We start from the raw sequence: 16,084 nt of genomic DNA on the forward strand, positions 1-16,084 counted from the left end.
CTAAGGTTAAACGGTGAAAGGGTGGAGACTACCCATTTTTCGTGGAACCTTGCTGTAGCAGGTTCCTTTTTTATGTCAAAAAAGGAAGGGCTGATAGAAAGTATAAGAGGAGAAAGATATGCGTGAAAGTCGCCCAGTTATAGCGCTAGATTTTCCAAGCTTCCAAGAAACCAAGGAATTTTTAGCTCTTTTTCCAGCAGAGGAAAAGCTCTATGTCAAGGTAGGAATGGAAATCTACTACGCAGTTGGTCCAGAAATTGTTCGCTACTTGAAATCCTTGGGGCACAGCGTATTTTTGGATTTAAAACTACATGATATTCCCAATACGGTTAAATCAGCCATGAAGGTCTTGTCTCATCTGGGCGTTGATATGACCAATGTTCATGCAGCAGGTGGCGTTGAGATGATGAAAGCTGCGCGTGAAGGCCTTGGGAAAGAAGCAAAATTGATTGCAGTCACTCAGTTAACATCAACCTCTGAGGAACAAATGAGAGACTTTCAAAATATCCATACTAGCCTCAAAGACTCTGTTATTCACTATGCAAAGAAAACAGCTGAAGCTGGCTTAGACGGAGTTGTCTGCTCAGCCCAGGAAGCCCAGCTAATCAAGCAAGAAACCTACGATGATTTTATCTGCTTGACGCCAGGTATTCGTCCAGCAGGGGCAGATGTGGCTGACCAGAAAAGAGTAGTTAGTCCAGGACAAGCCTACCAAATTGGAAGTGACTACATTGTAGTCGGACGTCCCATTACCCAAGCGCCAGATCCAGTAGCAGCCTACCATGCTATCAAAGAAGAATGGACACGGGACTGGGTTTAAAAAGAAGATTCATTTAACTTTATAAAAAGGAGCACACTATGACACTTGCTAAAGATATTGCTAGCCATCTATTGAAAATTCAAGCCGTATATCTCAAACCAGAAGAACCCTTTACTTGGGCATCAGGCATTAAGTCACCGATTTATACGGACAATCGTGTAACGCTTGCTTATCCAGAGACACGTACCTTGATTGAGAATGGTTTTGTGGAGGCCATCAAAGCTGAATTCCCAGAAGTAGAAGTAATTGCAGGAACAGCGACTGCAGGTATTCCTCATGGTGCCATCATCGCTGATAAGATGAATCTGCCATTTGCCTATATCCGTAGCAAACCAAAAGACCATGGAGCAGGCAACCAAATCGAAGGCCGTGTAGCCCAAGGACAAAAAATGGTCGTTGTTGAAGATTTGATTTCAACTGGGGGATCAGTTTTAGAAGCCGTAGCTGCAGCCAAACGTGAAGGTGCAGATGTATTAGGTGTCGTAGCAATTTTTAGCTATCAATTACCAAAAGCAGATAAAAACTTTGCAGATGCTGGTGTCAAACTAGTAACACTTTCAAACTACAGCGAGCTCATTCACCTAGCCCAAGAAGAAGGCTATATCACACCAGAAGGCCTTGACCTCCTAAAACGCTTCAAAGAAGACCAAGAAAATTGGCAAAATGCTTAGAGCATAGAAAAATCAGGTAGTCACTAGGAACTGCTAACTGTCAGGTGGACAATGACATAATAAAAGATTAAGCAAGGGCCTTGTTCCTCATTTCAAAAGGGGCAAGGCCCTTTTAGCTAACTTGAAAACGTTTGTTATTATAAAAGTAGATGTAGTTATCAATACCAGTGACAACTTCTTCAAAAATGTCTTGCTTCTTAATATCATCACTCTCTGTTTTAAAGTGTCCAAAGAAGCTCTCAATAGGGGCATTATCAATACATTTACCAACTCTAGATATAGAGCAGAGGTGACCATCCAGTATTCTCGTGTGTGTATAAGCTGATTCACGGTTACTATGAATCAGCGAAGTTGCGTCTAGATTAGGCTTTATAGATTTTCCATAACTAAGGGATAATCGTATATAGCCTCTTCCTTGAATTAAGTAATGTTGATGATATAAATCTGATATAATATTTTAGCCCCTCAGTTTAAGAAAGGGAGGAGTTATATATGCTAGAATTATTTTCCCTTTTTCCAGCTCCGTTACTTGTTAATGTACTATCTGAGCTTTTTAAGCTATGGATAAAGAGACGTAGCAAGTAACTCTTAACCCTTTAAGAAGGTAGCAAAAAAGCCCCATCGCTGGAACGGTGGGACTTTTTTAGTTATATAAGCTAGAAGCATTATTTTCCCTTTATGCTTTCATTCTAATATATAACCCCTGATATTTCAAGCATTTATTTCACTTTTCGTGTAGAACTAACTGGGTAAACCTGGATTGCTGAAACTTGTAATTTAAGTCTATACAACTTAAATAATAACATGTGCTACTGAGTCCCATTAGACAATAAATAAATCAACTTTTTTCTAGGGGATTTTCCGCCCTCATTTTTGTCTTTTGTGCTAAAATAGACTTATAAATTGAAAATAAGGAATGTTTATGAAATCGGGTAATAGTTTTTGGAAAGGCTGTCTCTATTTTTGGGGCTTCTTGTTCTTACTGGGCCTTTTGGTCCAATATGCTCTTCCGCTTGCGGCTTGTGTCCTGCTAGGCTATGGTGGTTATCGTCTCTATAAACGTTGGCGCTATCCTCTTTTGCAGGATCGTTCGCTCGATGATCGGATTGAGCTTTTAAAAGCTCGGATTCGTCAAGCAGACAAAGATATTCAGCAACTAGAGGGAATCTTGGCTGAAAAAGGTTCAGAATCTTATAAGAGTCTGGCTAATCAAGTATTGATTGAGTTGCGGGAAATCCATCAGGAAGCGGATCGTCTCAAGTCCTATATCGATGCTGATGTTTACAACCGTATTGACAAAAAGGTTCGTACAGTGCGGTCAACTATCGATGTTCAGCTAGAACGTTTGGATAGAGAAAGTCAGGTAGATCTTGAAGATGCAGAGCCAGAGGAATTAGCTCCAGAACTGTCCCAGACCTTGGCCAATATTGCCATTGACCATCAGGCCATTTTAGATAAGATTGCTACCTCTGCTGAGGGTGATAAGGAAGAACTGACTGCTATTCATAGTTTGAAAATGGAGAAATTCCAAACGATTTTAGAAGGCTATTTAAAGATTAAGGCCAATCCTAAAAACTATAATCGGGCAGAAGAACGCTTAGAGCAAGCTAAAGCAGCCATCGAACAATTTGACCTTGAGCTGGATCAAGTTTTGAGAGAACTCAATGAAACAGATATGCGTGATTTTGATATCAGTCTGCGTATCCTAGAAAAAGATCGTAAAGAATAGGATATAAATAAAGGAGTAACCATGACAGAATTTAATTTTGATATTGACCAGATTGCCAACAATACGGTAGCTAATGTGGATAAAACAACCCAAATCATCGAGACCAATACTGGCTCAGACAAGACCTTGACCTTCCTTGAAAAGTTGAGCCCTGAGCAACAAGAAGGAATTAAGGCGCGTGTGCCCCAGTTAGTAGACCAGTTTGTCACCAATCAAAATGCGCTCTTAGATTTTGGACAATCTGCTGTCGAAGGTGTGAATAATACAGTTAACCGTATCTTGTCAGAACAAAAGAAATTGCAGATTCCCCAAGTGGATGATCTACTCAAGAATACCAACCGTGAGTTGCAAGGCTTTGTAGTCAAATACAAGAACGCTGAAATTGCTGAGTTGGAAGAAAAACCAAACTTTTTGCAACGATTGTTTAACAAGAGTAAGAATACCCTCCAGGAATTTTACTTTGACTCAAAAACAGTGGAGCAAAAGCTGGATGGCATGGCTGCCGTAGTGGTCAAGCAAGAAGATGTGCTAGCTCGAAATATCGTCTCAGCTGAGATGTTGATTGAGGACAATACCAAGTCCATTGAAAATCTAGTGGGAGTGATTTCCTTTATCGAAGCCAGCCAGACAGAAGCTGGCAAGCGCGCTGCAGAACTGAAAGCTCAAGTTGACAAACTCGATACAAGTACAGTAGAATACCAGACCAAGTCACAAGAATTGGCTCGTATGGCAGAAGTGGTCAATACCCTCGAACAACAGCACACTGAGTATGTCAGCCGTCTCTATGTTGCTTGGGCAACAACACCTCAGATGCGCAATCTTGTGAAAGTGTCATCTGATATGCGCCAAAAATTGGGCATGCTTCGTCGCAATACGATTCCGACAATGAAGCTTTCCATTGCCCAACTGGGTATTTTGCAACAATCAATGAAATCAGGTGTTGTGGCAGATGCTATTGTCAATGCTAATAATGCTGCCCTCCAGATGCTAGCTGAAACCAGCAAGGAAGTGATTCCGCAGATGGAACGAATTGCCCAAAGTCCGACAGTCGCTGTCGAATCTGTTACCAAGCTGGCTGAAAGTCTGGTCGCTCAAAACCAAGGTATCGTCGCTGCTATTGAGTTGGGACGCCAGAAACGTGCCCAACTAGAAACAACCATCTTCAAGTCCGCAGAAATGATCAACGATTCTGTTAAACTACGCGATGAGAAAATCGTCCAAGCCCTTCTAGACCAAGGCAAGGCCGCCCAGAAAGAAGTACAAGAATAATACACAAATCCCCTGTAAGTATAGCTTGCAAGGGATTTTGCTTGTTTTAGTAGAAGTTTGAAGGTCAGGGAATTATTGCTAGATTCAGAGAGAATACCCTAGAAAACCTTTTCACTACTAGTCTTTTATGATACAATAGAAGGAAGTGAAGGCGCTGTTTTTCGATCTTATTAACGCCTTGGATGAATGAAAAGGAAAAGTCCCTATGGTTTTCAGATTTAAGCAAATAACTAGCTTGCATATATATATATATATATAAATTCACGTTTTCATACCCATTTTCAAAACCTACCAATGTTTTTGGTAGGCTTTTTGCGTTGTAGAAATGGGGTATGAACATGATTTACACCTTATCAAAAGAATTAGAACAAGAGCTCATCGTTTCAGCACCTGAGTTGCAGGCTAGTTATACTGCCATCGTAGAATACCTAGAAGCTATCAACCAGAAAGAAGCATCTGGAAGCAATTCTCAGGAACTCCATAACCAGCTTGCTATTCAGCTGAGACGTTTAGAAGATTTGGTCCAGGGCTATATCCAGATAAAGAAGAACCCACATCACTACCTAGATGCAGATAAAGATCTGACGGCAGCCTATCAAGCTATAAAAGGGACGGAGCAAGATCTTCTCAAAAAATTGCAACATCTCAATCAAGCAGCCTTGCAGGATTTCCATATCAGTCAGAGGCTCTCTCCTAAAGACGAGACTGCTATCCCTGTAGCAGGTAAAGCCAAAACCAAACAGGAATTGGCTATCGAGCGGGATTTGATTAACCAACTGACAAAGGGAGAAAGTCAATGGGTGTATCGACCTGAGTTAAATACAGAAGACCTCCTATGGGGAAACTTTTTTGCCAAGCTAGAAGCCAATAATGTCCGCATCTTGCAAGACCATCCCCTTACAAATTCAGAGAAAAATCAAATCAAAAATCAGCTCAATTTCGTTAACTTCTACGAAGCAGCCAAGTGGATAGCAGGGGAAAACGGTATTGCCAAGGTTCAGGTTCAACGTGAAGATGCTAGTTTAGGCACCATTCGCTTGGAAGTCTTGTGGAGAAACAATGTCGCTGGTGGCAAATCCAGCTATGAGGTTGTCAACCAAGTCATCACAGGTGGGGAAGGGATTCACCAGCGCCGTGGGGATGTTACTTTGCTGATCAATGGTCTGCCCATGATTCAAATCGAACTGAAAAGCCGTTCTCATCCTTATATGGATGCCTTTCGCCAGATTAAGAAATACGACCAAGAAGGACAGTTCAGAGGCATTTTTTCAAGTCTTCAGATGTTTGTTGTCTCTAATGTTACTGACACTCGCTACATCGCAGCTGCCAAAGCCAACAAGCTAAATGAACGTTTCTTGACCAAGTGGGTGGATAGTGAAAATAGAACTCAACCCCAACTATTTGACTTTGCCGAGTCTGTCTTGTCCATACCGAGAGCCCATGAGATGGTCATGCAGTATTCTGTCATCGATGATGACAAGAAGGCCTTGATTTTATTGCGTCCCTATCAGGTTCATGCTATTGAAGCCATCCGTGAAGCCAGTCGCAAGCGCCAGTCGGGCTATATTTGGCATACGACTGGTTCAGGAAAGACCCTGACCTCCTATAAGGTTTCGCGCAATCTGCTCCAGATACCATCCATCGAAAAGACAATCTTTGTGATTGATAGGACAGACCTTGACCAGCAAACGACTAACTCCTTTCAGTCCTACGCAGAGAACGATATGATTGATATCGACGAGACCGATGATACACAGGAATTGGTTAAAAATCTGGCTTCTGATGACCGCCGTGTCGTTGTGACGACCATCCAGAAAATCAATGCTATGATTCGCCAGTTTGATGAAGGGCGTCACCAAAAGGTCTACAATCGTATCAAGCAACTTAAACTAGCCTTTGTCGTCGATGAATGCCATCGCGCAGTGACTCCTGAACGCCAGCGCCACCTAGAGCACTTCTTTACAAATTCTCTCTGGTATGGGTTTACAGGGACTCCCATCTTTACAGAAAATAAACGTGAACAAAAAGGAGACCTTGCTCAGACTACCGAAGAGCAGTACGGTGACTGCCTCCACCAATATACCGTAAAAGAAGCCATCCATGACAAGGCGGTTCTTGGCTTTAATGTGGAGTATCAGACAACCATGCCTGGTTGGGCAGAAGATGAGATTGACGAGGAGCGTTATGATGACGAAGGCCATATGCTTGCCGTTTTAGATGCCATTCTCAATCGCTCAAGACGCAAACTCGGTTTCCAAAATGGGGTAGGAAAAACCTATGAAGCCATTTTGACCGTTAAAAGCATTGCCCGTGCGCAGTCCTATTATAACCTGATTAAGCAAGTCAAAAATGGAGAGAAGTCTCTAAGCATCTCGGAAAATGTTAAAAAGGTCTTACCAGACTTTCCTAAGGTTGCTATCACTTACTCTGTGACAGAGAATGAAGCAGACTCCTATGTCAACCAAGCCTACATGGAGGAGAGTTTAGAAGACTACAATGCTATGTTTGGCACACACTTTAGCCTAGCCACCATTACTTCTTACAATAGTGACCTCAACGACCGCTTGGCTCGTAAGAAAGAACGCTTTGCCTTCCGTGAAGAACAGCTGGATCTGGTTATCGTGGTGGATCGCTTGTTGACAGGCTTTGATGCCCCTTGTCTATCGACCCTGTTCATGGATCGTCAACCCATGAAACCCCAGCATATCATTCAGGCCTTTTCACGAACTAATCGCCTCTTTGATGAAGGCAAGAAATTCGGCCAAATCGTTACCTTCCAAACTCCTGATCGTTTTAAAGAAAAGGTGGATGAAGCTCTGAGCCTCTATTCAAATGGTGGTGAAACCAGTGTCTTAGCCCCAGAATGGCAGGAGGAGAAGGCCAAGTTTCTTGACAAAGTTCATCAACTACTAGCTATCGCTCCAAGTCCAGAGCAGGTACCTGATTTGGATACAGCGACAGATGCAGAATTAAAACGCTTTGCCAAGGCCTTCCAAGAATTTGACAAGCTCCTATCTTCTATACAAGTCTATTCGGACTATGATGAGAAAGTCATCCTCAGAGAGATTGGCCTCAGCCTAGAAGACATCGAGAACTTTGCCGGCCAATATCAAAATGTCATCGAAGAACTCCGCAGACGCAGAAAAGAAAACCAAGAAGATGAAGGTGTTCTGCTGGATATTGAGTATGAGCTCGAATCCATCCGCACCGACGAGATAAACTATCACTATATCCTCTCTCTCATCCAAGCCCTGATTGAAAATCGGGAAAACCTCATTGGTAAAAAGGAAAAGAGTCTGGTAGATAACTATATCGAAGATTTGAACAAATCCAATCCTAAGTTATCCAACCTCATCTCCCAACTCTGGCAGGATGTTCAAGCAGATGCTAAGAGCTATCAGGGGCAGTCTGTGACTCATAAGTTGGATGAGATGATTGAGCTAACAACCCAGAAAAAGATTCGTGAAACGGCAGATTATTGGCAGATAGGAGAGGACGAACTCCAGTTCGTAGTGGATAACTACCGCATCGGACACGACAAGCAAAATGGCGAAAAAGCCATCACCGAGTCTCAGGACTATCTGGCCTATAAGGAAGCTCACGGAGACAAGGCACTACCAAAACTCAAATACAAAAAAGCCCTCAAAGAGGACTATATGCGCATGATTTCAGAGGATATCCTACCCTTAAGGGGGAGATAAACTACCGATTTGACTTTTCTTATTTGCTAAATGTTTAACTTTATCTTGTCAAATCAGACCTTCTATTGTTTAAAAATAGTCAAAATTGAAGAATGGGATAGCGTAGTTGTCGTTCTAAAGTGCAAAAATGGCCGAAATTGAACAATAGAAATGACAGATGGACGTCCTAAAGTTCAAAAATAGGTAAAATTGAAGAATAGACATTAGAAAAATAAAATCTAAAGTGTAGAAATAAGAAAATGGAGTAATAGAAAGAAGGAACATTATGGAAAAATTATTTATTATTGGGAATGGTTTTGATATAGCACATGACTTAAAGACAAACTATCTATATTTCAAGAAGTTCGTTTATCAGCAGGCTTATGGAAAAGATGAACTGTTAGAGTCGTTGGAAAGTGAAAATGCCATAAAATTGTACCTAAATAGTATTGATGAAGAAATATTACAAGAAGAAATAGACGATTATAGTATCCCTGAAATGCAAATGGGACCAGATGGGGGAGACATATATCCAGATGATGTAGATTTGTATAAGTTGTTGTACCAGTTAATGGGTCAAATTACAGAAACTGAGAAATTTTGGTCTGATTTTGAAGCGAAATTAGCAGATTTTAATAAAGTGTCTATTGCTACCATGGATTTTCTGGATAGTGATGGCGATTTGAATGGTTCTTTGATGGCTAATAATGCTAATGAGTTAGGAGAAACTCTTGGTAAATATGTATTATATTCTTTAAATAAATTATTTAAATTGTGGATAGAAGAAACATATTCTGATTGGAAGGATAGAATTCTGACTAAAAGCGAAGAATCAAACTATAAATTATTAAAAGATACTGTTTTGAAAAATTCTGAAGCATTATTTATCAACTTCAATTATACAAAAACGTTAGAAGATTTATATAAAATTCCTGAAGAGCAAGTTTTTCATTTACATGGAGTTATTGGTGGGAGAGAATTTATTTTTGGACATGGTTTTGATGATGAAGTAGAGGATCCCAATCCTCTAGATGTAGGAGCGTATCTTGAAGAAGTTGTTAAAAAGTTAAAGAAACCAGTTGACAATGTACTGACTAATTACAATGAACTTTTTGAAGGATTATCTTCTGTCAAAGAAATTTACTTCATCGGTTTTGGAATTCATTCGGAACAAATATGGGTAGACAGTCCATATTTAAAAGCAATATTTAAGGAGACTCCGAATGCAGATATTTTACTTGATAGTTATTATCGATTTGGAAATATAGTACAAATAAAAAGAACTCTGAAAAAATTAGGTGCAGATAAAGCATATAAACTAAGATTGATAGATACAAGAGACGATCGATTAATATAAGGAGCGTAAACATGACAAAGAAACCAAGTTATCGCTTTGCGGGATATACCGAACCTTGGGAAGAGAAGAAGTTGGGGGAAGTGTTTGATATTGTTACTGATTATGTAGCTAATGGGAGTTTTGAATCTCTAAGAAATAATGTGAAAACTTATGAAAAAGATAATTTCGCATACATGATTAGATTACAGGATGCCTCAAATAGTTGGAAGGGACCATGGCTTTATACAGATGAGAAAGGTTACAATTTTTTATCTAAGAGTAGATTGTTTAAAGATGACATATTGATGTCGAATGTAGGGACAGTTGGGAGATTTTTCCAAGTTCCTGAATTAGATAGACCTATGACGTTAGCTCCCAATTCCGTACTCATACGAAGTACTTCAAGTAATAATCAGTTTTTATATTTTATGATGCTGACAGCAAATATTCAAGATCAAATTACTATGAGGAAGACACCAGGTGTACAAGACAAAATAAATAAGACAGATTTTAAAAAGGTAATTGCAACTCTTCCCTCCCTCCCTGAACAGGAAGCTATTGGTTCTTTCTTCCAAGATATTGACCATCTTATTAGCCTTCAACAGCGTAAGTTAGAGGTGTTCAAAGAGCAGAAGAAAACCTACCTCAAGCTCCTCTTCCCAGCCAAAGGACAAATCAAACCAGCCCTTCGCTTTGCAGGATTTGAAGATGAGTGGAAGGAAGTGAAGTTGGGGGAGTATTGTGATATTGCTACTGGGAAATTAGATGCTAATGCGATGGTCACAGATGGAGAGTATGATTTCTATACATCTGGGATACAAAAATATAAGATAGATGTAGCTGCATTTGAAGGTCCTGCAATAACGATTGCTGGCAATGGGGCAACTGTTGGATATATGCACTATGCAGATGGTAAATTCAATGCTTATCAGAGGACATATGTTCTATCTAATTTTTAAGTTGATAGAAGTTTTATTTATTCAGAAATTGGTAGAAAACTACCTTCTAAAATTCAGCAGGAAGCTCGTACTGGAAATATTCCTTACATTGTTATGGATATGCTTACAAAATTAGATATCTGTCTCCCCTCTCTCCCTGAACAAGAAGCCATCGGTTCTTTCTTCCAAGACCTAGACAAGGCCATTGCCAAGCATGAGGAAAAAGTCAATCAACTCAAAGAAAGCAAACAAACCCTACTCAGAAAAATGTTTATATAAGATACAAAGACCGTCAAAAGCCCAGTAAAAATAGGAAACTTGCGCAGTCTTCGATGAAGGCCAGACAGTTTATCTTTTTTACCCAGCTTTTAGGTCGTGTTCGATTCATAAGATACAAAAACCGCAAAAAGCTACACTAAACGAATGAAAGTAGAAATTGATAGGAGACCCTATGTCACAAACAGATTTATCAAGAGAACTCTACCAATCCCTATGGAATGCGGCAGATATCCTGCGGGGCCAGATGGAAGCCAATGAATACAAGTCCTACCTCTTGGGCTTGATTTTCTACAAGTACCTATCCGACAACATCCTCCAAGCCGTCTGTGATAACTTGGACGAGACCTTTGAGTCCTTCCAGCAAGCGCAGCTTCTCTACGAGGAAAACTTTGCGGATGCAGATGTCCGTGAAGACCTCATCGAGGTCCTAAATGACGAGCTAGGCTACGTGATTGAGCCTTCTCTGACCTTTACCAAGCTGGTTCAGTCTATCCACGAAGGAACCTTCCAGCTAGAGTCCCTAGCCCAAAGTTTCCGTGATATCGAGCAGGCCAATGAAAAATTTGAAAATCTCTTCGAAGATATCGACCTCTATGCCAAAAAGCTAGGCAACACACCACAAAAGCAAAACAAGACCATCTCTGAGGTTATGAAACAGCTCAACGACCTCAATGTCTCTGGTCATGCTGGTGATATCTTGGGTGATGCTTATGAGTACTTGATTGGCCAGTTTGCCAGTGATTCTGGGAAAAAGGCTGGTGAGTTCTATACACCTCAAGCAGTCTCTCACCTCATGACTCAGATTGTCTTTTCAGGGCGTGAGCATCAAAAGGGGATGTCGGTTTACGACCCGACCATGGGCTCTGGTTCCCTCTTGCTCAATGCCAAGCGCTATAGTAAGGAAGCTTCGACGATTTCTTACTACGGTCAAGAATTGATTACTTCGACCTTCAACCTTGCTCGCATGAATATGATGCTTCATGGAGTTGCGATTGAGAACTATCACCTCAGCAACCACGATACCCTAGACGAAGATTGGCCGACTACGGAGCCGACAGACTTTGATGGGGTTTTGATGAACCCACCTTATTCAATGAAATGGTCAGCTGATAGTGGCTTTCTGCAAGATCCTCGTTTTTCAAGTTATGGAGTTCTTGCACCTAAGTCTAAAGCGGATTTTGCCTTCCTTCTTCACGGTTTTTACCATCTCAAGCACAATGGTGTCATGGCCATTGTTCTTCCTCACGGAGTTCTATTTCGAGGAGCGGCTGAGCAAAAGATCCGCCAGCACCTGCTAGAAGAAGGTGCTATTGATACAGTTATCGGCTTGCCAGCAAATATCTTCTACAATACCTCTATCCCGACAACTATTATCATCCTTAAAAAGAATCGCACCAATAAGGATGTCTTCTTTATCGATGCCTCAAAAGAGTTTGAAAAAGGGAAAAGTCAAAACAATATGACCGAAGACCATATTGCCAAGATTTTGGAGACCTATCAAAAACGCGAGAATGTCGAGAAGTTCGCCCATCTAGCCAGCTTTGAAGAGATTGTCGAAAACGACTACAACCTTAACATTCCGCGCTATGTTGATACCTTTGAGGAAGAACCTGTTGTTCCCCTCGCCGACCTCGCAGACCAACTCTCAGAGATTGATAAAGAGATTAGAGAGGTAGAAGCTAGACTCGCACACAAGCGCAGCCAGCTAGTAGGCACAACACCAGAAGCCCAAGCAGAATTAACCGCCTATCTCGAAAAATTGAAAGAGATTTAGAGAGTGGGACAGAAATCGGTAATTCGTTAGAATTCGATTTCGTCGTCCCACCTCCGCACAGTTGAGTAGGGCTGTAAAAGCTGATGAAATCAGCGTAGTAGAGCCCACTCAACCACTGCGTCTTGCTCGACAATCCAAAGACAATTGAGAGGCTAGGACTTTTGTCCCAGCCTCTTTTGTATTTCGTTGTATTACACATCATGTATAATATAGGTGAAAATGACGACATCGGTTAAGTAGAGTTTGAATGAAATCTACTTTGGATAATATGTATTTAATATCACAATGATAGACAAAATCTATTGGAAAGGGAAATTTTAAAAATTTAAAGAATTTTAATTGACAAATGTAGATTTTAAGAGTATACTGATAATTGTAATTGACAAATGTAGATTTAGGAGGAGATAACCATGCAGATTTCGGATGCAGAATGGCAGGTCATGAAGATTATCTGGATGCAGGGGGAGCAGACTAGTACTGATCTTATCAAAGTATTAGAGAAAAGATTCAGCTGGTCTAAGTCCACGATTCAGACGCTCTTGGCCCGTTTAGTGGAGAAAGAATGTTTGACTCGGGAAAAGCAGGGTAAGTCCTTCGTGTATTCGTCCCTTTTAACTCTAGACGACAGTAGAGGTTTATTGGTTCAGGATATCAAAGACAAGCTTTGTTCCCGCAGGATGAAGCAGTTACTTGCCGATTTGATTGAAGAATGTGATTTCACCCTAGCTGACTTGAAAGGCTTGGAAGAAGTGATTTCAAAGAAAAAAGCAAGTGCTGTAACAGAAGTAAAATGTAATTGTATGTAAAGGAGACGCTATGTTAAATCTATTTGTATCTATTATTGTTCTAGGAATGATTGCTTTTATCCTCTTTTGGTTTTTCAAAAAACCGCAAGAAGATGCTAGGAGAGCTCAACAAAAGAATGGCTATCAGGAAATTCGAGTGGAGGTCATGGGAGGATATACTCCAGAAACCATTATCCTCAAAAAATCGCAACCTGCTCGCATTATTTTCGATCGAAAAGATCCTTCACCTTGCTTGGACCAAATCGTTTTTCCAGACTTTGGAGTGCATGCAGATCTGCCTATGGGAGACCAATATATGGTTGAAATTACTCCTGAAGAAGCAGGTGAGTATGGTTTCTCTTGTGGCATGAATATGATGCACGGTAAGATGATTGTAGAATAGGAGAATGATATGACTGAAATTGTAAAAGCAAGTCTTGAAAATGGTGTTCAAAAAATCCGTATCACGGCAGACAAAGGCTACCATCCAGCCCACATTCAACTGCAAAAAGGAATTCCTGCTGAGATTACCTTTCATCGTGTGACACCATCAAATTGTTATAAAGAAGTTCTCTTCGAAGAAGAAGGGATCCTAGAACCAATCGCTCAAGACGAGGAAAAAGTCATTCGCTTTACTCCTCAAGACCTGGGTGAGCATGAATTTTCATGCGGCATGAAGATGCAAAAGGGGACCTACACCGTTGTTGAAAAAACTAAAAAGTCTCTCAGTCTTTTACAGCGTTTTTGGATTACTAGTATCTTTACTGTGCCTCTTGTGATTCTCATGATTGGGATGTCTACAGGAGGAATTAGTCACCAAGTCATGCGTTGGGGCACCTTTTTAGCCACAACACCCATTATGCTGGTAGCTGGAGTTCCATATATCAGAAGCGCCTGGGCTAGTTTTAAAAAGCACAATTCCAACATGGATACCTTGGTTGCTCTGGGAACCCTAGTGGCCTATTTCTATAGCTTAGTTGCCCTCTTCACTGGTCTGCCCGTTTACTTTGAAAGTGCTGCATTTATCCTCTTCTTCATTCTTTTGGGAGCAGTTTTTGAGGAAAAAATGCGAAAAAATACTTCGCAGGCAGTCGAAAAATTATTAGATTTACAAGCAAAAACAGCAGAGGTTTTGCGTGATGATGTTTATGTTCAAATACCTCTAGAACAAGTCAAAGTTGGGGATCTCATTCGCGTTCGACCAGGTGAAAAAATTGCCGTTGATGGGACTGTGTTAGAAGGTGAAACGAGTATTGATGAATCAATGGTGACTGGGGAAAGTATTCCAGTCGATAAATCAGTTGGAGATGCTGTTATTGGGTCAACTATCAATAATAGTGGTACGATCATCTTTAGAGCTGAAAAAGTGGGTTCTGAGACTATGTTGGCTCAGATTGTGGACTTTGTGAAGAAAGCGCAAACGAGTCGTGCTCCTATTCAAGATTTGACAGACAAGATTTCTGGGATTTTTGTACCAGCTGTTGTCATTTTAGGACTTCTTACTTTTTGGATCTGGTTTGTTTTCCTAGGAGAAAGCTTTGTGACTTCACTTCTCTACGGAGTTGCTGTTTTGATTATTGCTTGCCCTTGTGCACTAGGACTCGCGACGCCGACAGCACTCATGGTTGGAACAGGACGAAGTGCCAAGATGGGGATTCTTCTCAAAAATGGTACAGTTCTACAGGAAATCCAAAAAGTCCAAACGGTTGTTTTTGATAAGACAGGAACCTTGACCGAAGGGAAGCCAGTAGTGACAGATGTTATTGGTGATGAAAGAGAAGTGCTAAGTTTGGCTGCTTCATTGGAAGATGTATCTCAACACCCGCTAGCTCAAGCTATTGTTAATCGTGCATCTGAACTAGGAATTAGCCTTTACCCAGTGGAAAACTTCCAAGCCTTGCATGGAAAAGGTGTGACTGGGATTATTAATAGTAAACAAGTCTTGCTTGGGAATGCCAAACTCTTAGATGATCTTGCTATTCCACATGATTACCAAGAACGATTTGATTTACTTGAAAAAGAAGCAAAAACAGTAGTCTTCCTATCCGTGGATGGTGAGTTAAAAGGCTTAATTGCCTTGCAGGATGTCCCTAAGGAAAATGCCAAAGAAGCTATTGCCAAATTGAAAAAACGTGGCCTTAGAACTGTTATGCTTACCGGAGATAATGCTGGAGTAGCCCATGCGATTGCAGAGCAAATTGGGATAGAAGAAGTGATTGCAAATGTCTTGCCAGAGGAAAAGGCACATGAAATTCACAAGCTTCAAAAGAATGGCAAATTGGCCTTTGTTGGAGATGGTATCAATGATGCGCCGGCCCTCAGTGTAGCGGATGTCGGAATTGCCATGGGCTCTGGAACAGATATTGCTATTGAATCCGCAGACCTTGTCCTTACAACCAACAATTTACTAGGATTGGCACGTGCTTTTGATATGAGTAAGAAGACCTTTAATCGTATTCTACTCAATCTTTTCTGGGCTTCTATCTATAACCTCATTGGTATTCCGATTGCAGCAGGAGTGTTTTCTGGTCTTGGTTTGGTACTCAATCCAGAACTTGCAGGATTGGCCATGGCCTTTAGTTCAGTCTCTGTTTTGATTAGCTCTCTTATGCTTAATTTTACTAAAGTCGATTAATACTCTTCGAAAATCAAATTCAAACCACGTCAGCTTCACCTTGCCGTACTCAAGTACAGCCTGCGGCTAGCTTCCTAGTTTGCTCTTTGATTTTCATTGAGTATAAAAAGGCGGTATTAACCGCTTTTTTGCTATACTAATACAGATCACCTAAAACGTTTTCAGACT

10 protein-coding genes and 2 pseudogenes are annotated in these 16,084 nt (G+C 40.9%); 11 read left to right on the forward strand and 1 reads right to left on the reverse strand.

The window, feature by feature from the left end:
- Positions 1 to 118: 118 nt before the first annotated feature.
- Positions 119 to 820, forward strand: coding sequence for an orotidine-5'-phosphate decarboxylase (gene pyrF, locus QM941_RS01300; RefSeq protein ID WP_414337996.1), 702 nt, complete (start codon positions 119 to 121; stop codon positions 818 to 820).
- Positions 821 to 858: 38 nt separating this feature from the next.
- Positions 859 to 1,491 carry an orotate phosphoribosyltransferase gene (gene pyrE, locus QM941_RS01305; protein ID WP_036755409.1) on the forward strand — a complete coding sequence of 211 codons (633 nt, stop codon included), beginning with the start codon at positions 859 to 861 and terminating at the stop codon, positions 1,489 to 1,491.
- A 112-nt stretch (positions 1,492 to 1,603) separates the two neighbouring features.
- On the opposite strand, the pseudogene QM941_RS01310 reads toward pyrE, so the two are convergent.
- A pseudogene (locus tag QM941_RS01310) lies at positions 1,604 to 1,774 on the reverse strand (IS3 family transposase); the annotation flags it as partial.
- A gap of 639 nt (positions 1,775 to 2,413) precedes the next feature.
- Between QM941_RS01310 and QM941_RS01315 the strand changes: the two are divergent.
- From QM941_RS01315 to QM941_RS01355, 9 genes and pseudogenes are all read left to right on the forward strand, one after another.
- On the forward strand, positions 2,414 to 3,220 hold the full coding sequence (locus QM941_RS01315; RefSeq protein ID WP_414337998.1) for a hypothetical protein: 807 nt from the start codon (positions 2,414 to 2,416) through the stop codon (positions 3,218 to 3,220).
- Positions 3,221 to 3,241: 21 nt separating this feature from the next.
- On the forward strand, positions 3,242 to 4,489 hold the full coding sequence (locus QM941_RS01320; protein WP_414338000.1) for a toxic anion resistance protein: 1,248 nt from the start codon (positions 3,242 to 3,244) through the stop codon (positions 4,487 to 4,489).
- A 332-nt stretch (positions 4,490 to 4,821) separates the two neighbouring features.
- Positions 4,822 to 8,190, forward strand: a complete 3,369-nt coding sequence (locus QM941_RS01325) for a type I restriction endonuclease subunit R (RefSeq protein WP_414338001.1) — start codon at positions 4,822 to 4,824, stop codon at positions 8,188 to 8,190.
- 265 nt (positions 8,191 to 8,455) lie between these two features.
- A complete protein-coding gene (locus QM941_RS01330) occupies positions 8,456 to 9,526 on the forward strand; it encodes an AbiH family protein (RefSeq protein WP_414338003.1) in 1,071 nt (356 codons plus the stop codon).
- A gap of 11 nt (positions 9,527 to 9,537) precedes the next feature.
- A pseudogene (locus QM941_RS01335) lies at positions 9,538 to 10,722 on the forward strand (restriction endonuclease subunit S).
- Positions 10,723 to 10,894: 172 nt separating this feature from the next.
- Positions 10,895 to 12,496 carry a type I restriction-modification system subunit M gene (locus QM941_RS01340; protein WP_414338005.1) on the forward strand — a complete coding sequence of 534 codons (1,602 nt, stop codon included), beginning with the start codon at positions 10,895 to 10,897 and terminating at the stop codon, positions 12,494 to 12,496.
- A 410-nt stretch (positions 12,497 to 12,906) separates the two neighbouring features.
- A complete protein-coding gene (locus QM941_RS01345; protein ID WP_414338006.1) occupies positions 12,907 to 13,302 on the forward strand; it encodes a CopY/TcrY family copper transport repressor in 396 nt (131 codons plus the stop codon).
- A gap of 10 nt (positions 13,303 to 13,312) precedes the next feature.
- Positions 13,313 to 13,684 (forward strand): cupredoxin domain-containing protein, encoded by a 372-nt coding sequence (locus tag QM941_RS01350; RefSeq protein WP_414338008.1) that lies wholly within the window; start codon positions 13,313 to 13,315, stop codon positions 13,682 to 13,684.
- A gap of 9 nt (positions 13,685 to 13,693) precedes the next feature.
- Entirely contained in the window at positions 13,694 to 15,916 is a 2,223-nt protein-coding gene (locus tag QM941_RS01355; protein WP_414338010.1) for a heavy metal translocating P-type ATPase, read from the forward strand.
- The last annotated feature ends 168 nt before the right edge of the window (positions 15,917 to 16,084 follow it).

Source organism: Streptococcus timonensis (genome assembly GCF_047460355.1).
In the GTDB taxonomy this organism is placed as follows: domain Bacteria; phylum Bacillota; class Bacilli; order Lactobacillales; family Streptococcaceae; genus Streptococcus; species Streptococcus timonensis_A.